The sequence below is a fragment of the Haloarcula sp. CBA1122 genome, from assembly GCF_009741785.1.
Classification (GTDB): domain Archaea; phylum Halobacteriota; class Halobacteria; order Halobacteriales; family Haloarculaceae; genus Haloarcula; species Haloarcula hispanica.
In genome coordinates, this window is sequence record NZ_WPCB01000006.1 from 94501 (window position 1) to 116285 (window position 21785).

General features: G+C 65.6%; 19 protein-coding genes and 4 pseudogenes. 13 read left to right on the plus strand and 10 right to left on the minus strand.

The features are described from left to right. The first annotated feature begins 4 nt into the window (after window positions 1-4). The 3 genes from GJ630_RS04155 to GJ630_RS04165 are packed head-to-tail and all read left to right on the plus strand — an operon-like array spanning window position 5 to window position 2378. On the plus strand, window positions 5-1087 hold the full coding sequence (locus tag GJ630_RS04155; RefSeq protein WP_014041363.1) for an ABC transporter permease: 1083 nt from the start codon (window positions 5-7) through the stop codon (window positions 1085-1087). Continuing rightward, on the plus strand, window positions 1084-2013 hold the full coding sequence (locus GJ630_RS04160; RefSeq protein ID WP_014041364.1) for an ABC transporter permease: 930 nt from the start codon (window positions 1084-1086) through the stop codon (window positions 2011-2013). Before GJ630_RS04155 ends, GJ630_RS04160 begins: the two co-directional genes overlap by 4 nt. Further along, the gene (locus GJ630_RS04165; RefSeq protein ID WP_014041365.1) at window positions 2013-2378 is read left to right on the plus strand and encodes a hypothetical protein; all 366 of its coding nucleotides are present in this window, start codon (window positions 2013-2015) and stop codon (window positions 2376-2378) included. Before GJ630_RS04160 ends, GJ630_RS04165 begins: the two co-directional genes overlap by 1 nt. On the opposite strand, the gene GJ630_RS04170 is transcribed toward GJ630_RS04165, so the two are convergent. Together GJ630_RS04170 and GJ630_RS04175 are read right to left on the minus strand one after the other, a co-directional pair. Continuing rightward, window positions 2370-3698: a dihydroorotase gene (locus tag GJ630_RS04170; protein WP_191449430.1), complete on the minus strand. Its 1329-nt coding sequence runs from the start codon at window positions 3696-3698 to the stop codon at window positions 2370-2372. The genes GJ630_RS04165 and GJ630_RS04170 overlap by 9 nt on opposite strands. A 24-nt stretch (window positions 3699-3722) precedes the next feature. After that, window positions 3723-4406 (minus strand): lipoate--protein ligase family protein, encoded by a 684-nt coding sequence (locus GJ630_RS04175; RefSeq protein WP_014041367.1) that lies wholly within the window; start codon window positions 4404-4406, stop codon window positions 3723-3725. Between the two features lie 223 nt (window positions 4407-4629). Between GJ630_RS04175 and GJ630_RS04180 the strand changes: the two are divergent. After that, window positions 4630-5486, plus strand: a pseudogene (locus tag GJ630_RS04180) (hypothetical protein). A gap of 102 nt (window positions 5487-5588) precedes the next feature. Here the strand turns inward: GJ630_RS04180 and GJ630_RS04185 are convergent. After that, entirely contained in the window at window positions 5589-6161 is a 573-nt protein-coding gene (locus GJ630_RS04185) for a cysteine hydrolase family protein (protein ID WP_014041369.1), read from the minus strand. 147 nt (window positions 6162-6308) lie between these two features. On the opposite strand from GJ630_RS04185, the pseudogene GJ630_RS04190 reads away from it, so the two are divergent. From GJ630_RS04190 to GJ630_RS04210, 5 genes and pseudogenes are all read left to right on the plus strand, one after another. Continuing rightward, a pseudogene (locus GJ630_RS04190) lies at window positions 6309-7765 on the plus strand (Hvo_1808 family surface protein). Beyond that, window positions 7758-9119: an Hvo_1808 family surface protein gene (locus GJ630_RS04195; RefSeq protein ID WP_191449431.1), complete on the plus strand. Its 1362-nt coding sequence runs from the start codon at window positions 7758-7760 to the stop codon at window positions 9117-9119. The pseudogene GJ630_RS04190 and the gene GJ630_RS04195 overlap by 8 nt, the downstream one beginning before the upstream one ends. A gap of 52 nt (window positions 9120-9171) precedes the next feature. Next, the gene (locus GJ630_RS04200) at window positions 9172-10335 is read left to right on the plus strand and encodes a nicotinate phosphoribosyltransferase (RefSeq protein ID WP_064288686.1); all 1164 of its coding nucleotides are present in this window, start codon (window positions 9172-9174) and stop codon (window positions 10333-10335) included. Between the two features lie 34 nt (window positions 10336-10369). Next, on the plus strand, window positions 10370-10654 hold the full coding sequence (locus tag GJ630_RS04205; RefSeq protein WP_004590818.1) for a DUF6360 family protein: 285 nt from the start codon (window positions 10370-10372) through the stop codon (window positions 10652-10654). 68 nt (window positions 10655-10722) lie between these two features. Next, a complete protein-coding gene (locus GJ630_RS04210) occupies window positions 10723-11022 on the plus strand; it encodes a CPCC family cysteine-rich protein (RefSeq protein ID WP_014041373.1) in 300 nt (99 codons plus the stop codon). A 17-nt stretch (window positions 11023-11039) separates the two neighbouring features. On the opposite strand, the gene GJ630_RS04215 is transcribed toward GJ630_RS04210, so the two are convergent. Both GJ630_RS04215 and GJ630_RS04220 read right to left on the minus strand, forming a co-directional pair. Next, entirely contained in the window at window positions 11040-11894 is an 855-nt protein-coding gene (locus GJ630_RS04215) for a ZIP family metal transporter (RefSeq protein WP_064288685.1), read from the minus strand. Between the two features lie 178 nt (window positions 11895-12072). Continuing rightward, window positions 12073-13209 carry a site-2 protease family protein gene (locus GJ630_RS04220; protein ID WP_371726941.1) on the minus strand — a complete coding sequence of 379 codons (1137 nt, stop codon included), beginning with the start codon at window positions 13207-13209 and terminating at the stop codon, window positions 12073-12075. A gap of 96 nt (window positions 13210-13305) precedes the next feature. On the opposite strand from GJ630_RS04220, the gene GJ630_RS04225 reads away from it, so the two are divergent. Beyond that, window positions 13306-14052 (plus strand): MBL fold metallo-hydrolase, encoded by a 747-nt coding sequence (locus GJ630_RS04225; protein WP_129755628.1) that lies wholly within the window; start codon window positions 13306-13308, stop codon window positions 14050-14052. 18 nt (window positions 14053-14070) lie between these two features. On the opposite strand, the pseudogene GJ630_RS04230 reads toward GJ630_RS04225, so the two are convergent. From GJ630_RS04230 to GJ630_RS04245, 4 genes and pseudogenes are all read right to left on the minus strand, one after another. Further along, window positions 14071-15365 (minus strand): annotated as a pseudogene (locus GJ630_RS04230) (NUDIX domain-containing protein). A gap of 78 nt (window positions 15366-15443) precedes the next feature. Further along, the gene (locus GJ630_RS04235) at window positions 15444-16547 is read right to left on the minus strand and encodes an aminotransferase class V-fold PLP-dependent enzyme (RefSeq protein ID WP_014041378.1); all 1104 of its coding nucleotides are present in this window, start codon (window positions 16545-16547) and stop codon (window positions 15444-15446) included. Between the two features lie 216 nt (window positions 16548-16763). Then, a pseudogene (rdfA, locus tag GJ630_RS04240) lies at window positions 16764-17380 on the minus strand (rod-determining factor RdfA). Between the two features lie 44 nt (window positions 17381-17424). Further along, the gene (locus GJ630_RS04245) at window positions 17425-19386 is read right to left on the minus strand and encodes an archaea-specific SMC-related protein (protein WP_050007466.1); all 1962 of its coding nucleotides are present in this window, start codon (window positions 19384-19386) and stop codon (window positions 17425-17427) included. Between the two features lie 309 nt (window positions 19387-19695). On the opposite strand from GJ630_RS04245, the gene GJ630_RS04250 reads away from it, so the two are divergent. The 3 genes from GJ630_RS04250 to crcB are packed head-to-tail and all read left to right on the plus strand — an operon-like array spanning window position 19696 to window position 20788. Beyond that, window positions 19696-20043: a hypothetical protein gene (locus GJ630_RS04250; RefSeq protein ID WP_008307758.1), complete on the plus strand. Its 348-nt coding sequence runs from the start codon at window positions 19696-19698 to the stop codon at window positions 20041-20043. 2 nt (window positions 20044-20045) lie between these two features. Then, window positions 20046-20429 carry a CrcB family protein gene (locus GJ630_RS04255; protein ID WP_023843421.1) on the plus strand — a complete coding sequence of 128 codons (384 nt, stop codon included), beginning with the start codon at window positions 20046-20048 and terminating at the stop codon, window positions 20427-20429. Beyond that, a complete protein-coding gene (gene crcB / locus GJ630_RS04260) occupies window positions 20429-20788 on the plus strand; it encodes a fluoride efflux transporter CrcB (RefSeq protein ID WP_014041381.1) in 360 nt (119 codons plus the stop codon). The genes GJ630_RS04255 and crcB overlap by 1 nt, the downstream gene beginning before the upstream one ends. Window positions 20789-20802: 14 nt before the next feature. On the opposite strand, the gene GJ630_RS04265 is transcribed toward crcB, so the two are convergent. Further along, the coding region (locus GJ630_RS04265; protein WP_191449433.1) for an ATP-binding protein at window positions 20803-21785 on the minus strand (983 nt) is incomplete at its 5' end.

Consider the following 21785-nt stretch of genomic DNA (forward strand, 5'->3'; position numbering starts at 1 on the left):
CCGAATGAACTGGACACAGTTTCTTTTCAGGCTGGCTGAGCCGGTGGTACCGCCACGGTTCGTCATCAAGCGACTGCTGTTGCTCATCCCGGTGCTGTTCGGCGTCGCGTCAGTCGTCTTCGCGATCCTCCACCTGGCTCCGGGCGACCCGGCTATCATTATCGCCGGCCAGCGAGCGTCGGCCGAACAGCTCGAACAGATACGTGTTGAACTGGGACTTCGGCGGCCGCTCTGGGAGCAGTACCTGACCTTCCTGTGGGACGCAGCACGGTTCGACTTCGGACAGTCCTACAGCATTAGCCGCGGGAACAGCGTCCGCTCGGTCATCTCCGACCGACTCCCGATCACGCTCGAACTCGCGATTTACGGCCAGGCAGCGGGTATCCTGCTCGGACTGCCGCTGGGCATCATCTCCGCGGTCAAGCAGGATTCGCTGACGGACCACGTCACCCGAATCGGAGCACTGACGGGTATTTCCGTCCCGATATTCTGGTCCGGTCCGCTGCTCATCCTGCTGTTCTCGACGTACCTTGACGTGTTCCCGACCAGCGGGCGTATCGCCTCAACGCTATTTCTGCCCGACACCTGGACGCTGCTCGGCCGTGAGCTGCCCCTTACCGGGATGATAACAGTCGATACAATACTGCTCGGGAACACCGAGGCCTTCCTCTCGGCGGCGCATCACCTGTTCCTGCCGGCGGTGGTCATCGGCGTCTACTCGACGGCACTGATCTCGCGGATGATGCGCTCCTCGATGCTCGAAGTCATCCGGCAGGACTACATCCGGACCGCGCGGGCGAAGGGTCAGGGCGCGAAAATCACGCTGATGAAACACGGCTTCCGGAACGCGCTGATTCCGGTCGTCACCGTCATCGGTATCCAGTTCGGGACGCTGCTGGGCGGGGCAGTCCTGACCGAGACCGTGTTCGGTATCAACGGGATGGGGCTGACTATCGTCACCGCCATCGGCGTCTCGGACTACCCGGTCGTACAGGGAACGGTGCTCACCTTCGCCCTGCTGTTTACGCTCGTGAACCTCTTCGTCGACGTCACATACAGCTATCTCGACCCACGGATTCAACAATGAGTACGGACACCGAGACACGGGGCACGCTGGGACGCCTGCGGGCGTCCCCGTTCCTCGCCGACCTGCTGACGAACCGCCTCGCCGTCGTCGGGCTGACGATCATCCTCGGCATGGCCGCTGTCGCCATCTACGCCCGCGTGACCTACGACCTCGGCGCGCTTGCCAGCTCACAGCTCGGTACTGAGATCGCTGACCGCGCACCGCCCGGCTGGCTCGGTCCCGCGCCCGCGAATCAACAACTGTTCGGGACGGACGCGGCGGCCCGTGACATCTACAAGCGGAGCCTGTACGGCGCGTGGCTGGCCCTGAAGTTCGGGACGATTACCGTCGGTACATCGACTACCGTCGGTGTCGGCCTGGGTATTATTGCGGCGTACTACGGCGACGTGACCGACAACGTCATCATGCGAACGATGGACGTCCTACTGGCGTTCCCGCCGCTGTTGCTCGCACTTGCGCTGGTCGCCATCTTCCCGCGAGACCTTGGGCTCTGGCGGGCCGTGGTGGCGCTCGTGCTGGTGTACACGCCGCGGTTCGCTCGGGTCGTCCGCGGAGCCGCGCTCAAAGTGCTCGAAGACGAGTACGTCGACGCGACAGTTGCGCTCGGCGCGACCGACCCGCGGGTGCTCGTCCGGCACATCCTGCCGAACACGCTCGCGCCGATCACCGTCCAGTCGACGCTGAACTTCGGGCTCGCCATCATCGACCTCGCGGCGCTGTCTTTCCTCGGATTCGGCGCACAGGCCGGGACGCCATCGTGGGGCCTGATGCTCTCCCGAGGCGTCGAGAACGGCCTCCTGACTGGTGAGTGGTGGCTCTCCTTCTTCCCGGGGCTGTTCCTCGCTATCACCGTCCTCGGGTTCAATCTGCTCGGTGACGGGATGCGTGACGCGCTCGACCCGCGGATGCGCGACGCGATCGACTGATGGCCCAGAGCGGTGACCCACCCCGACTCCGGCAGTACGTTGCGGCCCGGGCACGACTGGTGGGGAGCGGCCTGGTCGTTGGGCTGGTACTTGGCGGCCTCGGAACGGCGGGCTGGACGCTCTACACCGGTGATGCACGGTCGAGTGAAGCGACGGTGTTCGCCATCGGTGCGCTCGTGTTCGGCTTCGGCCTGCTGGGCTGGTCGGGGTCGATACTCGCCGGCCGCGGCATCGAAGCCATGCAGGAACACATGGACACGCGAAGCAACTGGACCGAACGCGACTCCCGGCGGGCGATGGCCCGACTCTGTGGCGGTGGCGGCGGAATAATGGTCGGGACCTCAGTCGTCGCGGCGTTACTCTAGCCGCTCGCTGTCCGCGCCGCGGACGTTCTCGCCCTGATGGTCGTAGAACACGTCTTCCTGCGGCGTTGCATCGTCAGCCAACGCGTCGCCGCGCTCGTAGACGACCGTCCCCCGGACCATCGTCCATTCAGGGAACACCGCATCGTGGCCCTCGAACGGCGTCCAGTCGCATTTCGAGTGGAGCGCCGCACCGCTGATCTCACTCGTCTCGGTCGTGTCGACGAGCACGAGGTCGGCGTCCTTGCCGGCTTCGATGGCACCCTTCTGTGGGATGTCGAACACGTCGGCCGGGTTGCGTGCAGTGAGGTCCCGAACGCGCTCGTAGGTGAGCCCGCTGTCCGGGTCCCGGGCTTCGGCTAGTAGGAGCGGGAGGACAGTCTCGACGCCGGGAACACCCGACGGCGCGTCCCAGATGCTGGCGTCTTTCTCCTCGCGGGTGTGTGGCGCGTGGTCCGTCGCGATCATGTCGACGGTGCCGTCGACGACACGCTCGTAGAGCTTCTGGCGGCGCTTCTCGCGGCGCAGTGGCGGATTCATTCGCCCGAACGTCCCCAGTTCCGAGAGGTCGCGCCGAGAGAGCAGCAAGTGATGGGGCGTCACTTCGGTCGTCATTCCGGCCTCGCTGGCGATGTCGACGCCCTCCGGCGTGGAGGTGTGAGCGATGTGAATGGTCGCGTCGTGTTCTTTCGCGACTGTACAGGCCCGCTCGACGGCCTCCGCTTCTGCCTTTGCGGTCCGGAACGCACTCCATGCGTCGGCGTCGTCGCGAGCCTTGGCATCGTCGTTGAAGTAGTCGGCGTCCTCGGCGTGGACCGTGACCGGCACGTCGGTGTCAGCAGCGGCCTCCAGCGCGTCGGCGAACAGGTCGGCCTCGATACCCATGTCGCCGGTCGAATCCGCGAGGAACACCTCGCCGAGTGCGAACAGGCGACGGCGCAGGAGGACGTTCGGAATCCAGTCGGCCGTGACGCCGCCGTTGATACCCCAGTCGACGACGGAGTCGGCGGCGAACTCGGCTTTCTGGTCGAACGCCTCACCGTCGACGGTCGGCGGGTCGGTGTTTGGCTGGTCGACGACCGTCGTGACGCCGCCGGCCGCCGCCGACCGTGATCCCGTCTCCCACGTTTCCTTGTGCGGGTAGCCGGGCTGGCGAAAGTGGACATGAGCGTCAATCATTCCCGGGAACAGACGCTTGCCAGTCGCTTCGATGACGTGCTGGTCGGATGCGTCGAGGTCGCGGCCGACTTCGACGATGGACTCGCCACGCACCCGGACATCGCGTTGATGGCCGTCCGGCAGCGTCGCGTTACGGATGAGCATACGCCCAGTCGGCCGGGCGCACCCCTAAGTCTCTCGGATAGCGCTCACCGACACGTCGGGGCCGTCAGCCAGCGACCGCTCCAGCGCCACGATAACCTGTTCGGGGTCGTCGGTTCCCCCAGCGTTGGCGACGCTCCCGACGCTCTGGGGGTCGAACGGGACATCGATTGCCTCGTAGATGGGAGCCAGCACCTCGGCGATAGCCTCGTGGTCCCGAACGACGACGATGCCGCCGACGACAGCGACGGACTGGCGGACGCGCTGTGCGAGCCCCGCGATTTTGCCATCGGCCTGCAGCGAGTGGCTCCCCGGACAGAAAGAGGCGTCCGGTTCGCCCGTCCGAGCGGTGACGCCGCAGTCGTCGAGCGCGCGCTTCACAGCGGCTTTGGCCCACTCGTAGCGGTCATCGATAGACCCTCGCGGGTCATCGGTCGGGACGGCGATGGAAAACGAGACAGTCGACCCGGTGTAGGCGACGGCGCGACCCCCCACGGCGCGCTCGGTGACGGTGTAGCCCCGGTCGCGAGCGGCCCGGCGCGCTCGGTCGTAGCCGTCGCTGTTCGTGTCACGGCGGCCGAATGCGACCTGTCTGTGCGGTCGCCAGGCTCGCAGGGCTGGCTCGCGGTCCTCGGCGACCGTCTCGGCCATCTCGCGGGTCCGCTCGAAGTCGGTTTCCGGGTCGGCGGTGCGACCCCGTAGCAGACGCATAGCGGACCGTATGGCTCCTCGGGCTTAAAACGGTCCGCCGGTCAAGCAGATACCCCTCAGCGGTGGATAGCGAACAGGCGACACATGGCCGTCGCGGCGGGACGTGTCGCGCTCCCGCTGTCCCCGCCGCGGTCGTCGTCAGCGCACACGAACCGGTGGCCTCGGCATGGGTCTTGAACTCTCGGGCGACAGAGCCATACCGACACACGCCTAATCGCCGCCGATGGTCGTCACGATACCGCGAGGCGTACTCTTTCAGTATTACCGCTTTTCCCTGTACAACTCGCCGTTCGACGCCCACGACAAGGGGTGTGCCATCGACCTCTACCCAGACGGCGAGCGCGCGCCGTCGCCGGCGCCGGCGAAGTGCTGGACACGAAGACGGTGCAGGCCCCGCCGAAGGCCTACGCCGCCGAACACGACCATCTCATCCTGGTCGACACCGGCGACACTGTGGCACGGCTGCTGCATGTCGACCCCGCCGTCGAACCCGGCGAGACGGTGGCCGTCGGCGACGACCTCGGAGCGCTGGTCCGAGCGGGCTTTTTCGCGCCGTGGGTCCCGAACCACATCCACCTCGGCTTCCGTGATCCCGACGCGAACCCCTACCGGGCGTCGGGGTCGCTGCCGGTCGACGTGGCTGTCGACGTGACGCCGCTTTCCTGGGACGGGACCGGCACCGTCGTCGCCGGCGGCGAAACGTGGGTCCGACTTGACGAACCTGCTCATCCGGCACCTGGTGAATCCTTCGTCGGCATCGCCAACGACGCCGACGGCGGCGATTCCGGAGTCCTCGACGGCGGGCTCCCACACTACTTCGGAGGCGGGCTGCTGGGCCGTGACGGAACCGACGCCGCAGCCCTTGCAGGCCAGCACGTCGGGACAGCGGACGGCCGCACGGTCACATGGGACGACCTGACCGTCCTGGCAAACGGCGAACCGATAACCGGCATCGCGCTGTTCTGTGGCCGCGAACGCTTCGGCGCGAAGCTCGTCGGTGAGACCATCGACCTCGCCGTCGGTGACGAGGTGCAGGTGACTATCGAGCAGGCCACGACCGGTGACGAGGCGTCTCTGTAACTACGATTTGTCGTACCGCTCGGGATGTGCGCGGAAGTCCAGGTCGTACTCGGGACCTTCCTTGACCTCGGCCATGTCGCCGCGAATGGGTCAGCCCCCATCTCAGGCGAAGGCGAGTTCGCCCCGGTCGGTCAGTTCGCCGAACAGCCAGTCGGCGTGATCTAGTGCGTACTCGCGGTGGTCGTCCTCGATGTAGCCGACGGCGTCCTCGACGAGGATCGGGCGGTAGTCCCGCAGGCCGGCGCTAGAGGCGGTGTGGAGCACGCAGACGTTCGCGAGCGTGCCACAGATAGCCAGGTCCGTGACGCCGTGGGCGTCGAGCCATCCCTCCAGTTCCGTCTGGTAGAAGGCGTCGTAGGTGTGCTTGACCACGGTCAGGTCCTCGTCCTGCGGGTCGAGGTCCTCGACGAGTTCGGTCTCCCAGGAACCTTCGACGACGTGTTCGCCCCATCGGTCGAACTCGTCGTAGTAGTGGGTGTCCTCGAACTGGTCGGGCGGATGCACGTCGCGAGTGAACACGACTTTCGCGCCGGCCTCACGGGCGCGGTCGACGAGTTCGGCACAGGGTTCGATGGCTGCTTCGCTGTCCGGTGCATAGAGGCTTCCATCGGGGTGACAGAAGCCGTTCTGCATATCGACGACGACCAGAGCGGTCTGTGCTGGGTCGAGTTCCATGCGGGACCTTGGGAGGGCGCGACTACGAAAGTTACTCCCACGGTGAATTTCGGACGGCGGGAACAAACACGAGCAGTCTTTCTGACCGACGAACGTTCCCGCGATTAGCGTGTGACTTTTCACTGTGGTAACCCAGCGTAAAGGTAGATGCGCCGCCCTTTCGCCCTCGTCGTTCTCTGTGCCGTTGTGCTGTTACTGGCGGGCTGTCAGGCACCCAGTGCGTCGCCCGAGACGGAAACTGGTGGCGACGACCTGACGCCAAGTGAGCCCGCGACCGACTACGGGAGCAACGACTCCGCCCCGCCAGCGCCTGCGACGGACCGGCTGGGCTACGAGAATGGCTACTGGTACAACGAATCGCTGTCGATAACAACCGGGGACGGGCTGAACGAGACGGAGCGGGAAGCCGTCGTCGCCCGGACGATGGCCCGCGTCGAGCGGATTCGCGGGCTGGAGTTCGAGGAGACAGTGCCGGTCTCCGTCGTCTCGCGAGCCGAGTATCGAAACAACACGGGCGGCGGCGAAACCGGCGATTCGCTGCGTCGGTTCGACAACGCGAAGTTCGAGGCGCTGTTTTTCATCGGCGAGGACCGCGACTCCATCGCCGTCCAGAACAGCAACCGCGGGGAGAGCGTGCTTGGCTACTACAGCAGCCAGCGCGGTGAAATCGTCATCGTCAGTGATTCCGAGACGCCGACGATAAGCCGGGGGACGCTGGCCCACGAACTCGTCCACGCCCTGCAGGACCAGCACTTCGGCCTCGAAAGTGACGCGCGGACGCGGGATCAGGTGCAGGGTCGAAACGGAATGGTCGAAGGCGACGCCGTCGCCGTCACCCAGACCTACACCGACCGCTGTGGCGAGGAATGGCGCTGTATCGACAGGCCCGCCCAGAGCGGCGGTGGCGGCGGCGACCGTCACTTCGGCATCAACTTCATGCAGTATTTCCCCTACAGCGACGGTCCCGGCTTGATTGGAGCCCTCCGAGAACGCGGCGGCTGGAGTGCTGTCAACGACGCCTACGACGACTATCCCGACGGGGCCGCCGAAGTGACCTACCCCGAGCGCTACCCCGAATGGGAACCCGAGTCCGTCTCGCTGGCGGACCGGTCCAGCGACGACTGGGAGCGGGTCAGACCCTCGACCGACCGGGACCGGCCCGACTACGCCGTCGTCGGTCCCTCTGCCATCGCCGGGTCGATGGCGTACACCATCGCCGATGACTACAACGAGTCGAGCGTCGTCCGGACGCGTGACGTCATCAACTACGAGGACGGATCGCTGGACAGCGACGACCCGTACAACTACGACCTGCCCGCCACCGACGGCTGGCAGGGCGGCCGGATGCACATCTACGACAACGGCGACGAGACGGCCTACGTCTGGAAGAGACCTGGGACAGCGAGGCCGACGCCCGCGAGTTCGCTGACGCTTGGGAAGCGGTCATCGCCCACTGGGGCGGTACCAGAACCGCGGAGGGCCACTGGGTCATCGAGGAAGATAGCCCCTACACCGACGCTGTCGCCGTCAGAGTCGATGGGGAGACGGTCACCGTCGTGAACGCGCCGACAGCCGACGAACTCGACGAGGTCCACGATGCGTAAGGAACTGCTCATTGCGCTGGCGGTCGTCTTGGCGGGCTGTACGGTCCCATCCTTCGGCGGCAGCGACCACCCTGCAACACCGACCGGTGACGATGCCATCGGCTACGAGAGCGGCTACTGGTACGACGACTCGGTGTCGGTGACGACCGACGACGGCCTGAACGAGACGGAGCGAGAGGCTGTCGTCGCCCGGACGATGGCCCGCGTCGAGCAGGTCCGTGACTTGGAATTCAAAGAGCCAGTCCCGGTTTCGGTCATCTCCCGGGCCGAGTACCAGAACCGGTCCGGGGGCAACGAGGGCGGCGGCAGCAGTCGTCCACAGGACCCCTGGAACGACCAGGTGTGGGAAGCGCTCTTGCTCATCGGCGAGGACTCCGGTAGCAGCGACGAAATCGACGACACGCTCTCGACGACGGTCCAGGGATACTACTCACCGAGCGAGGACGAAATCGTCATCGTCAGCCCGACGGAGACGCCACAGATCGACCGGCGCACGCTCTCACACGAACTCGTTCACGCCCTGCAGGACCAGCACTTCGGGCTGAACGGCTCCGCGGAGACGCAGGACACGCAACTGTCACGGCAGGGCGTCACCGAGGGCGAGGCCAACTACGTCCGCATCCTCTACGAGCGCCGCTGTGGTGACGGCTGGGGCTGTATCGCGCTCCCGGACCGGACCAGTGACGACGGCGGAAGCAGCGACGGAGACGACGCCAGCCAGCAGCCGAGCTACAACGAGGGGCTGTTCACCGTCCTCTACCAGCCGTACGTCACCGGGCCGCGGTTCGTCGACCAGGTGCGCGCTGACGGCGGCTGGGACGCCGTCGACGCCCTCCACGACGACTTCCCCGACAGCACCGAGCAGGTGCTCCATCCGGAGAAATATCCCGACGAAGAGCCCGTGAACGTCAGCGTCGCTGACCGCTCGACCGACGAGTGGAGCCGCTTCGACCACGACCCGGTCGGCGACACGGTCGGGGAGACCTCGATCTACGCGATGATGTACCACAACGGCCAGACGGAGGGCGACCGCTACAGCTACGAGAGCGAGATGTCGGCGTGCTGGGGCGGTGATCTCGTCGTTCCCTACCGCAACGGCTCCGGCGGCTACGGCTACGTCTGGGAGATCCGCTGGGATACCGAGGAGGACGCCAGCGAGTTCGCACAGGCGTATCGGGCGGCACTGACCGAGGAACACGACGCCAGCCAGCCCCGGAGTAACGTCTACGTCGTCCCAGCGGACGACCAGTTCAACGACGCCTTCCGCGTCGTCCGGTCCGGCAAGACCGTCCGCATCGTCAACGGCCCGACAGTGAGCGATCTCGACGAGATTCACCAGCCAGCGGAGTCCTGAGGGCCAGTCGCCGACCGGACCGCTTTTTTCGCCACACTGAAAACACCGTGTTATGACCGAGGAGTTCGACGTCGTCTCGCCAGAGGCGATTCGCGAGGGGCGGGCGACCGACGCCTACTTCGACCGGACAATGGAGACGCTGGAACACGCCGGAAAGAACCCGGACGTGGTCGCCGAAGTGACGGCGAACCAGTTCGCGACGGGGCAGTGGAAGCTGCTGGCGGGGCTGAAAGACGCCGCCGAGTTGCTTGAAGGACGGAGCGTCGACGTTGACGCGCTCCCCGAAGGACAACTGTTCGACGGCGGCCCGGTAATGCGAATCGAGGGGCCGTACCGGGAGTTCTGTCGCCTGGAGACGGCGCTCCTTGGTTTTCTCTCGCATCCGACAGGCATCGCGACGCGGGCGCTAGAGGCCCGCTACGCCGCACCGGAGTCGACGGTGCTCTCCTTTGGCTCGCGTCACGTCCACCCGTCGATAGCGGCGATGATCGAGCGCTCGGCGCTGCTGGGCGGTCTCGACGGTATCTCGAACGTCGCTGCGGGCGAGGTCATCGACCGGGACGCTGGTGGGACGATGCCCCACGCGCTCATGATCTGTTTCGGCCGCGGTAATCAGGAACAGGCGTGGCAGGCGTTCGACGCCGCCGTCCCCGAGGAGACGCCCCGCATCGCGCTGACAGACACCTACAGCGACGAGGTCGACGAGGCGCTCCGCGCAGCGGAAGCCGTCGACGACCTCGCGGGCGTCCGACTGGATACGACTGGATCCCGCCGCGGGGACTTCCGCCACATCGTCCGGGAGGTTCGCTGGACGCTGGACGCCCACGGCCACGAGGACGTGGACCTGTTCCTCTCCGGCGGACTTACCCCGACGACGCTCCGGGAGCTACGGGACGTGGCCGACGGCTTCGGCGTCGGGGGCTACGTCGCCAACGCCGATCCGCTGGACTTCGCGCTGGATATCGTGGAACTGGACGGCGAGCCGGCGGCCAAGCGGGGGAAGCTTACCGGCACAAAATCGGTGTACCGTACCGCCGACGGCGGCCACCACATCGGCCTGGCCGACCGCGACGCGCCGGAGGACGCCGAATCGCTACTGGACCCACTGATTCGTGACGGAGACATCGTCAGGGAGTTCGACCTCGACGGGGCCATCGACCGCGCGGCGGCGGACGCCGAACGGGTCGACTACGAAGGCGCGACCGCAGCCGAGTAACGGGCGTTAAGTCTCGGGCCCGCGAACACGCGGTATGGTCGACCGCATCATGAAGGTCAACGCGTACACGACCTTCGACCTGCTCGACGGTGAGGTAGAGGGCCACGGCTTCGAGGAGGAGGCCCTGGCCGTGCTGAACGTGACCGCGCCGCGGAAGAACCCGGACCACGTCGAACTCCAGTTAGAGATGGACAACACCGATCTCGACGCAGTGAAGCCACACGCGGACTCAGTGACGCTGTCGGCGGCCCAGGCACGCGAACTCGCCGCCGAACTGGAGGAGTACGCCGGGAAGGTCGAAGACGCGCAATCGGAGTAGTCTGTTCGTCTCAGCGTGCACCGCTACGGGTCGGTAATTCTATGGTGTGAAGACACATACCACGAAATATGTCAACCGAGACGCCCGGTAATCCAGCCGCACGGGAGCTGGGCTACTGCCCGTGCTGTGGCTACCAGACACTCCCCGAGGGGCGGCCCGGGTCGTACGAGATGTGTCCGGTGTGTCACTGGCTCGACGACCCAATCCAGTTCGGCGACGCGGAGTTCGTCAGCGATACGAACCATGTGTCGCTGACGGAAGCGCGCGAGAACTTCAGCGAACACGGGGCGTGTTCCCCCGACGAGGCCGGGGACTGCGAGGAGCCGACCGGCCTCGACCGCGACCCGAACTGGCCTTACGAGGAATAGCAGATACGAAACAGGACTCAAGCTGCGAGCGCGATATCTAGGTACAGCATGACGATGACGCCCGCCATCAGTCCGAGCGTCGCGACGCGCTCGTAGCCGCGCTGGTGGGTCTCGGGGATTATCTCGTCGGAAATCACGAACAGCATCGCGCCCGCCGCAAACCCCATCGCGTAGGGCAGGAGCGGTTCGACGGTCACGACGGCGACAGCGCCGAGCACCGCGAGCGGGATTTCCACGACGCCGGAACGAATCCCGGTGAAGACGGCGTAGAGCCGACGGTCCAGACCAGCGTTGATCGCTGCGACGGAGACGGCCAGCCCCTCGGGGATGTTCTGGATGCCGATGGCGAGCATCAGCGAGAGCGCGCCCCCGATCCGGAGCGGGTCGCCGGCGGCCGCGCCGAAGCCGACGCCGACGGCCAGCCCTTCCGGGATGTTGTGCAGCGTGATCGCGAGGATAAACAGGATGACGCCCGTCAGTTTGGATTCGTCAATCGAGAGGTCCTGGCTGGGGTTGGCGGCGTCCGACCGCCGGCTCCCGGTCAGGAGGTAGTGGGCGTGCGGGACGAGGCCGTCCGCGCGGTCGAGAAACAGCGCCCCCAGTGCGACACCGACGAGTGTCGGAATCGGGTTCCCGCCCGAGTACTCCTCGATGCCGGGGATGATAAGGCTCGTGAACGCGGCGGCCAGCATCACGCCGGCGGCGAACCCGAGCGCCGTGTCCAGCGCCCGCTCCGAGGGGTCACGCCAGACCAGCACGAGCGACGCGCCGAAGAGGTTCATCGTCGCGATGATGGTCCCACCTACGAGGCCGTTTATGAGCGGGTCGGTGCCGACGAGGTCGACAAACAGTTCGACGAACCCGGTTTGCATTGTCGAGTAGTGGACGTCGCCCCCTCTTGGATGTACCGGCAGTCGGGAGGTGGCGTCTCAGGTTCTGGCGTCGTCTCCGTACAGAATCGGAAAACCCCGGCTCGCCCAGGTTGTCCAGCCGGCTTCAGGTAGCGCCTTCTAGCTGGTAGGGACCATATTCGAGCGAGTAAACGCTGTGTTAGAACGGTTCCGGCGACCCAACGAGCCGCTGCATCTCCATCGCACTGGAGAAGTCCTCGCGGGAGACCACACGGGTCCCCTCGGGGCCGTCGACGAAGGCGGCGGTGGCTCTGGCGGTGTCGAGTTCGACGAGCACGTCGAAAGCGGCAGTTTCCGAGGCAAAGCGCGGCAGGTCGGTCTCCATCAGGTCGGCGACGGTGTCGGCCTCACGTTCGGCCTTCGAGAGTTCCCTGAAATCGCCGACGGTGACGACGCCGACCACGTCGCCGCCGCGCGTGACAGCGAACTCCGTCCGCCGGTCGGCGAACATCCGGTCGACGAGGTCCTCGATACTGGCGCTGGCCTCGATAGTCGCGTCGAGCGGGCTGGCCACGTCGTCGACGGTCAGCCCTTCCAGCAGGGCGGCCAGGGCAACCGTGCGGGATTCGCTCGACGCAGCACCGTAGACGAACAGCGCGAGCAGCAACAACAGCGGGCTGAACGAGAGGACGCCGACGACGGCGAACAGCACGGCGAACCCGGTCCCGATACGAGCGGCGATGCGAGTCGCCGTCGCGTAGGGTCGCTTTCGCGCGAGCAGCGCCCGGAGGACGCGGCCGCCGTCCATCGGGAACGCCGGCAGCATATTGAACACGGCGAGGAAGAGATTGGTGACGGCCAGCCAGCCGACGACGAACAGCGTCACCTGCGCGCCCGCCGGCAGGGCAAACAGCGCGGCGTAGCAGGCGAGCCCGGTCAGAATACTCACGGCCGGGCCGGCCAGCGCGATGACGAGTTCCCGGTTCCACTCCTTGGGCATGGATTCGAGGCTGGCAAGGCCGCCGAGAATCCAGAGCGTGATCGACTCTACCCGGAGCCCGTAGCGCATCGCCGCCCAGGCGTGGCCCAGTTCGTGCAGTGCGACGCTGGCGAACAGACCCACCGCCGCGGCGGTGCCGATGAGCCACGGCGTCTGGCCCGCGGTCAGCACCGTGAGGTCGAGCGTCACGCCGGAGAGAGCGCTCACGATGCCGGCGTACACCGATATCTGAGCCCCGCTACCGATAATCCAGGCCAGCACCGGCAGGAAAATCAGCAGCGAGACGTTGACCCGTATCGGAATCCCCCAGACCGTCGTGATGTGGAAGTTTCGCACGGGCAAGCAAACGGACAGTGGCCGGGTATATCTTCTGATGGGGGCGACGCCAGCGAGTAGCGGCCTTATTCAGGGTGTAGCGTGTACGGACACCTAATGACAGTTCGACACGACGGGCTGATCGTCGACTGGCTGGGGTACGCGACGCTCCGGTTCGCCAGCGACGACACGGTGGTGTACGTCGACCCGGGCCGGTACGGCGTGCTCACCGGCGAATGGGAGCCCCACACGGACGGTATCGGCCACCCGCCAAGCAGCGACTACCGCGCGGAAGACGGCGACGTGGTGTGTGTGACCCACGTCCACCACTACGACCCAGACGGCATCGAGCGCGTCGCGAGCGAGAACGCGACCATCGTCGCCTACGAGGGTATCGACGAGCGCGTGGGCGACCGGGACCTCCCGCCGCTGTCCTCACTGCCCTACGACGTGGTCGAAGTCGGCATGAAATCGCAAACGACGGTCAAGGACGTACCGATCTGGTCGACGCCGGCGTACAACGAACCGGACGGCCCGCATACGCTCCCCGATGGAACGCCCTACCACCCGGAGGGCTTCGGCTGTGGCTTCATGATCGCCGTCGAGGGGACCAGAGCGTTCTATCCGGGCGATTCGGACGTACTGCCGGGGCATCGGACCCTTGAGGTATCGCTGCTGTGTCCGCCTATCGGCCCGCGGGCGACCATGGACCGCCACGAGGCCGCCTCGCTGGCCGCGACCATCGACCCGGACCTCGTGATGCCGGTCCACTACAACACCTTTTCCAACCTCGAAGCCGACTCCCGCGAGTTCGCTGCCGACGTAGCCGAAGCCGGCGTCCCGGTCGTGTTAGACGAGCAGTGAGCGGGCGAAAGATCGGCGTTAGCCACCGTCGGCCCACCCGCTCCGCTCCCGGTGGGCCTCGGCGATCTCCTCGATGTCGTCCGTCCCCAGAACGCCGCGTTCGGTGACGACCGTCACTGCCGATGCCGGCGTCAGGTCGAAGGTGGGGTTGGACACAGCGATGTCGGCGTCATCGTCGTACACCTCCTCTGGCTCCCGCTCTTCTCGGCCCCACGCAGCGCGTGGCGCGATCTTGTCCGTGGCACACACGGCGTAGCAGTCCACGGCCGCGGCGGCCGCCGACAGAGCTGCTGGGCAGGTTCCAACTTTGTTGACCACGCGGCCATCCGGAAGAACTCGGTCGGCCCCGACGACGAGCGTGTCGGCATTCCACACATCCAGTTCGTGACCGAACGCTGCGTCAGTAGTCAGCGTCACCGCGGCGCTGTCGGCGAACGTCTCCGCGACGCCAACGCCTTCACCGCCGGGCCGTGACTCGGCGACGAGCACGGCCGCTGGGGCAGCGGCGTCGACCACTGCACGGACTGTCCCGGAGCGAGACAGCGTCGCGAGGCGGTCACCGACGTGCTCGGCGGCGACGGCGGCGGCGACGCGGTCGGCGGTCACCGCGTGATTCAGCGTTTCGGTCGCCGCCCGCTCGACAGCCGCTGGCGATTCATCGGTCACGGCAGCCATCGCTCGGTTGAGACGGTTCGCGACGACGACCATCGAGGAGCGCGCTTCGCGGATTTCAGCGGCGAGGGCAGCGAGCATGTCCCAGCCGTCACCGTCCCGTTCGGCCGTCTCCAGGTCGTCAGACCGTCCGGCATCGGCCAGGGCGGCCTCGTCGCGCAGCACCTCCAGTGCCCGGAGCGACAGCCACGCCGAGCCGTGGGTCCGGTCCTCGCGTACTGTCGCCACTCGCGGGCGAACGCGGTCCCAGGAGGTCCACAGCCGCGGGACCGTCTCGCGGACCAGTATGTCGGGTGGGTGGACCCACGCAGTCTCGGTCGTCTCTTCGTTAGTCGCGACTGTGCGGGCCTCGCAGTCGAACAGGAACGGATGAACGACCCATCGACGCCCCGGTCGTCGTCAGCGACCCGAAACGAGTCGCCCTGCCGGACGAGCGTCACCGCGTCGACCAGCCCGGTCTCCTCGTCGATTTCGGCCCGTGCGGCCGTCTCCGGGTCCCGATCTCGCCCGGCGTCGTCGGCGACGTGTCCCGCGACCCCGCTCCACTGGCCCTGATACGAGCCGACTGCATCGCTCCGGCGCAACAGCAACACCTCGCCATCGCTGCGTAGGAAGCACGTCACGACAGGGCGTGTCTCCATACGGGCGTGAACGGCTGGCCGGGGCAATAAAGTCCGGGCCAGTGAGAGCCACAGTCGAGGCGGGATGCGTTGAGAGAACTACAGCGCGTCGAGCAAGCGGTCGACATCGTCAGCCGTGTTGAACGCATGGACCGACGCCCGAAGCGCCTCGGGGTGGGAGAGTGACCTGATAATGACACCCTCGGCCGCGAGTCGCTCGACGGTCGCCTCGGGGTCGTCGGCAGTGAACGTCACGAGTCCCGACTCGTAGTCGCGGGGGCTCAGCAGCCGGTCGCCGAGGCCGTCCTTGAGCCGGTCGGTCAGCCGTTCGACGCGGGCCTGAATCGTATCGAATCCGACGGCCTCGACCGTCTCGATGGCGTTCGCGAGCGCGACGTACGGGACCGGTGAGGTAGTGCCGACCTCGAACCGGCGCGCGCCCGGGTAGTACTCGTATCCGTCCCCAGTGGGATTCTCGACGCTCCGGTAGCCGATGCGAGTCTGGCGCAGTCGGTCGTAGGCGTCGGGGTCGACGTAGAGGAACCCGCCGCCCCAGATACCAAGCAACCACTTGTGCCCCGCTGCGGCCACGAAATCCGCGCCCCACTCGGTCACGTCGACGGGGTGTTGCCCGACGGACTGGACGGCGTCGACGAGCACCTGTGCGCCGGCGTCGTGGACCACGTCGACGACATCCCCGACCGGAAGTCTGGTCCCGTGTGTCCAGGTGAGCGAACTCAGCGCCACCAGTCTGGCGTCGGCCACGGCGTCTTTTACGTCAGCCATGTCGAGCCGACCACCCTCGGTTTCCAGTACGCGGACCTCGATATCGTGGGTGTCGGCCAGCCGGTCCCACGGGAGCGTTCCGGCGGGGTGTTCGAGGTCGGTCCGGACCACTACGTCGCCGGGCTGCCAGTCGATAGCCCCTGCAACCATGTTGACCCCATCGGCGGTACTGCGAGTGAACGCGACGTTGGCGGCCTCGGTTCCGATGTGGCCGGCGACGACTTCGCGGGCCGCCGCGATAGCGTCCCACGCAACCGTGTAAGGGCCGTCGCCGGCAGGTGCATCGAAGGCGTGGCGTTCGAGAAACGCCGTCGCAGCGTCGACTACGGGGCGCGGCGTCGGCCCGCTTGCCCCCGTGTTGAAGTACGTACACCGTTCGAGTGCCGGAATCGACGCTCGGAGCTCGGCTGGGTCCATGTCCGTTCCGATGGCCCCCGACGCCTTCAGCCCTGTGTGAGCCAGTAGGCAGTTTCGCAGTCGGGGTTCCGGAACAGTAGTACGATTCTGGTTCTGCGACTACCCGTAGCTACCGTATATTCTACTTTGTTGTGTTTCACAAACTCTGTCGATTGTTTCGACGTTTTCGAATCGTTGAGTCTATCCCGACAGTCAGGGAAGACGTAGAGTGGTAACTCAGTCTTGCTGGCACTCACAACCGCCCTGCTCGAAGAACTCCGCGACGGCGTACTGGCTGCCACACGACTGGCACAGCACCTGCGCGTCCAGAAACACCTCGAAGTCCTCGATGTCAATGCGGCCCGTATCGCGTAGTTTCTCGATGCGCTGGTCGGTGACCGACAGCGTTCGGGTCAGTAGCCGCTGAATGCTCTCGAGGTCCTTTTCGATCTTCTCGTCGTCGGACAGCCCCTGGTACTCCGCGCCGCGCCACTCCTTCAGATACGACCGGATAGCCTGGTAGGTGATGAAATCGGTTTCGAGACCATCGACGTCGACGCCGTTGCGTTCGAGTCGGTTGACGGTGTCGGTCCTGACACCTGTGCTGATGTCGTCACCGGTGAGGTTCTCGTAGGTCGATTCCACGTCGCTTTCGAGGGCACTCAGGCCCGCATCGACCAACTCGCGTTCGAGGAGGCGCTTGTTGAAAAACTCCGCGAGGTCACGAAGGCTCATGCGCTCTTCACCGTCGCCCGTCCAGCGGGCCTCCATCTCCGCACCGAGTCCATCGAGTTCGTACTCGTCGATGAGCCGAGCGACTTTGCTCGACGGCCGGCGTCTGTCGTATTCGCCATCTGTTGTTCCCACGTACGGTAACCGGAACTAAAAGACTACGGGGTTAGATTGAGGTGATGCGGTTGAAGTCGTCGTCCAGCGCCTGCGCGTCCTCCGGCAAGAGGGCGACGACGAGATGCTCGGCGTAGTCGGCGAAGTACTCGACGAGTTCGGCGATCCGCGCCGAATCGATGGCCTCCAGCGAGTCGAGCAGCATGAACGGAACGCTCTCGTGGAGGTCGTGTACCAGATAGCCCGCGAGAGCGAAGATGAGCCCGGTCACTTCGCGCTCGCTCTCGCTGAGGTGCTCGATGGTGTCCTCGTAAGCCGCGCCGTTCTCGGTGGTCCGGACGATGTGGAGTTCGAACACCGTTCGGTCGACCTTCTGGCGCCCCTCGCGGACGGTCTGCTCGACGCGTTCGATCCAGATGCGTTCGAGGTTCTCGTACTCCAGAATGCCGAGGATAGCGTCCATGTGCTCGTTGAACTCGTCGACAGCGTTAGCCTCGATCTGGTCGATTTTCGTCCGCTTGTCGGTGAGTTCCTCAACGAGGGCGTCGCGTTCCTCGCGGAGGTCGTCGGCCCGCTTGACCATCTCCTCGATCTCTTCGATTTCGGCTGATACGTCGTCGAGGTCGGATTCCAGGCTGTCGATCTCGAACTCGAGCTGGTTTGCCTCCCGGTGTAGTGAGAGGATCTCGTCAAAGTCCTCGGATTCGAGGTTGTCGACCTCGTCTTCCAGCGACTCGACGTCGTCAGTCAGTTCCTCGCGTCGCTCCTTCAGCGAGGTGATCTGCTCTTCGCGGCGTTCGATCTCCGTTTCGGTCTCCTGTATCTTCCGCTCGACGTTCTCGCGACGGCGCTGCTTCTTTTCCGCCTCGCGCTGGTCGGTCTTGAGATCGTCGAGTTCCGACTTGATGTCGTTGAGGTCCTCGACCTTCCCCCGGCGGAGGTCCTGCAGGCGGTCGACGGTGTCTTCGATCTGCTCGCGGTCGACCGTCGAGCCACACGTCCAGCAGACGACGGATTCCTCGTCCTCGCCTTCGAGGAGTTGCTCCGTCACCGCGCCGTCGGAGCCTTCGGGCGCGTCTTCGAGTGACTGAATGACGTCGTAGTCTTCCTCTTCGAGCCGTTCCTCGTTGTACTGGATGAGGCTCTGAAGGTCGGAGATCTCGCTGTTCAGCCGCTGGCGCTGGTCGCGCAGGCTTGCGATCTCGTCTTCGAGGTGCTGCTGGTCGCCCATCGGCGTCTCCGGCAGTTCGTCCAGTTCGTCTTCGAGGTCGGACCGTTCGCGTTTCAGCGAGGAGATGCTCTCCTCCTGTGCCTCGATGTCCCGCCGGACGGATTCGAGGTCCGACCGCGTCGAGCGGAGTTCGTCGAGTTTCTCTTCGAGGACGTCCTGTTCCTGACGGCTCTCCTCGATGTCCCGGCTGCTGTTGTCGATCTCCTCCTCGCGCTCGGCCAGTTCCTCGCGCTTCTCCTCGATCTGCTCGCGGAGTTCGGTCCGGCGCTGTTCGAGGTCCGGAAGGTCGCGCTGGCGGGATTCAACCGTGGCGAGTTCGTCGTTGATGTCGCCTTTCTCCGCTTCCAGCTGTTCGACTTCCGAACGGATCGCGTCGATATCGACCGGCCGCATGATGATCTCGCGGAGATCGTCGCCACGAGCCACGGACCGGCGCGCCTCGTTGGTTTCGAGGAGGAACGCGAACAGGTCGGCGACCTCGGGGTCGTCGAGGTAGCCGTCGCCGTCAAACTGAACAGCATCCCCCGCCCGCGTGAGCGTCCGTTCGTACACCTCATCCCCATACGTGAGGGCAACGCTCCCCTCGTCGGCGTCGCCTTTCAGCGTGGCCTGCGTACTCCCCATTGCCGCCATAATAGACTGCAGAAACGACGTCCGGTTTGTGGCGTTCTTTCCCGTCAGCACCGTCACACCCGGTGGAATATCGACTGATGTCTCGTCGATCCCACCGATATTGGTGACATCAAAATGGGCGACACTAGATCCTTGCTTTGATTCTGGCATTGGTCTGCTGTAGTCGGAGCGGATATAAAAATAATTTCATTGCCGAAAACCAAATTACACACTTGGCGCCCCGAGTGCGGGCGGACACGCCAGACTCGACGGCGATGAGACACGGCAGACAGCGCACAGACTGACAGTCGATTCCGGAATAACACCTGTACCAATATTATTCCGATACAGAAGGATTGACGGGAGGGAGAGGAGGTTTCTCTCTCTTATACTACTGTTTTATTGTGGATAGCAATCTTAACCGCTTGTGAGTCTCTTCAGATGCCAACCTATAAGTCGGCGTGATCGGAAGCAGGTCGTATGACCCGTTACGAAACGCTGCTCGAGGTCGAACTGGACGAGTGGGACAGTGGGTACGGTGTCTTGCAGATCGTCGATCCGGATGACAGCGACACCGCCGAGTTACGGTTCTGCTACTTCAACGAAAACGGCAAGTTCACGAACCGGCCGCTAACGCTACGACCCGACGAAGAGACACTAGACCGGACGACGCGGATGGTGGAGAACCTCGGCTACGTCGCCCGAACGTTCGACCCGGCAGAGATCCGTGAACTCGTCGACGCGCTCGGCGAAGAACGGGTTATCGAACTCGCACAGCTCGTCGACACGCTCGGTGAAGCGCGGCTAGCGGAGATACTTGGGGAGTGAAGATGGCAGACACCCACCCACTGGTGACGGTCGAAACTATCGTCCTTGTGGGTCTGGGGGGCTTCGCCGGCTCGAACCTCCGGTACTTCGTCGGCCTCTTTGTTCCGGGGTTACAGGGGACACTGCTGGTCAACGTCTGCGGCAGTTTCGCGCTCGGCGTGCTCGTGTACGAAGGGCTGCAGGTCGGTGCGCTGGCCAGCGAGACGAAACTGGCCGCGTCGACCGGCTTCATCTCGTCGTTTACCACCTACAGCACGTTCGCAGTGGAGACGGTGTTAACGCCCGAGTGGGCTGTCGCGAACATCGTCGGCAGCTACGCTCTGGGGTTTGCCGGTGTCCTCGTCGGCCGTGAGGCCGTCCGGCTGTTCGCCGGAGGTGGCCGCTGATGGTCGCTATCGAGCCGGCGCATCTGGTCGGGACCGGCGGCGCTATCGGCGCGCTCTGTCGTCACTACCTGGCGGGGGCTGTCCAGCGAGAGACGTTCCCGCTCGGGACGCTCACGGTGAACGTCATCGGGAGCTTCGTCCTCGGACTGCTGACGTTTGCTGGCGTCACCGGCGATGCAGCGCTGCTGGTCGGTGTCGGCGCGTGTGGCTCGTTCACGACGTTTTCCTCGTTTTCGGTCGGGACGGTGCGGCTATGGGAGGACGGCTACGTGGCGCTGGCCGTACTCAACGCCGTCGCCAACCTCGCCTGTGCGCTGGCCGGGATCGGATTGGCCTGGGGCGTCGTACAGATCGTGTGATTCGTGCCGGACCATCAGATTTCAGAACCCCCTGTACGAGCTTCGTGCTCCCTGTCTGCTTTGAGATCGCTGGCTCGCGGCGTCTCGCCGCCGTGGGGCGTCCGCCGCTCGCGGACCGTTACATGATGAACGGATTCAGTATCGTCGTCGACGACGAGCGCGTCGCCGGTCGTCTCTGGCAGTCGAGCCGTGAAATCGCCGTCGAGATACGTCGGCTGGGCCGCCTGTAGCGCGTCGATGTCTGCCGTACTCGTCAGTCGGTGGGCGACGAGCAGGTCCGTCTGTGAGACGGTCGTCGGTGGCACAGCGCTAGGTCGCTGTGTCGCGAGCACACAACTCACGCCGGGCTGGCGGCCCCGGGTGACGAGCCGACGGAGCGGACGCCGGGCGACGCCGTCGGTGAACGCGTGGGCTTCGTCGACCAGCAGCCAGGGCAGTCGGTCCGTCCGGTCAGTCACCCGGGCATCGTACAGCGCGGTCGCGACAGCGGCGAGGACCGCACCGGCCGGTCGGGAAGCGAATTCCGACATATCGAGCACGGTCAGGCCGTCGCTGCACAGCGTCTCCACCTCGATACCCGAAGGCTCGAAGACGCCCCAGGACGCGGCGAGCGCGAGATGGTTCGTCGCCGCGCGGGCGGTGCTCGCCGCCACATCGGCATCGGCCACCCACGAACGCATCCCGCCAAGCGTCGCACGCTCGCTCGCCGCTCGCCACACGAGCGCGCCCGCGCCCCGTTCGGGGTCGAGGCCGAGCACCGTACACCACTGGCGCGGGTCGAGCGCGTCCGCGCGAACGCTGGGGTCGACCACCGTGGCAGACACGTCCGCGGCGCTAAGTGGCGTGAACGCCCCCATCGGGTCGACGACGACCGGCGCGACCCCCTCGGCAGCCAGCAGGCCCTCGGCGAGGACGCCGAGCGTGTACGTCTTCCCCGACCCGCGTTTGCCGACGACGAGACCGACGTGTGGCCGGTCGACCATCGAGGTCGACCGCA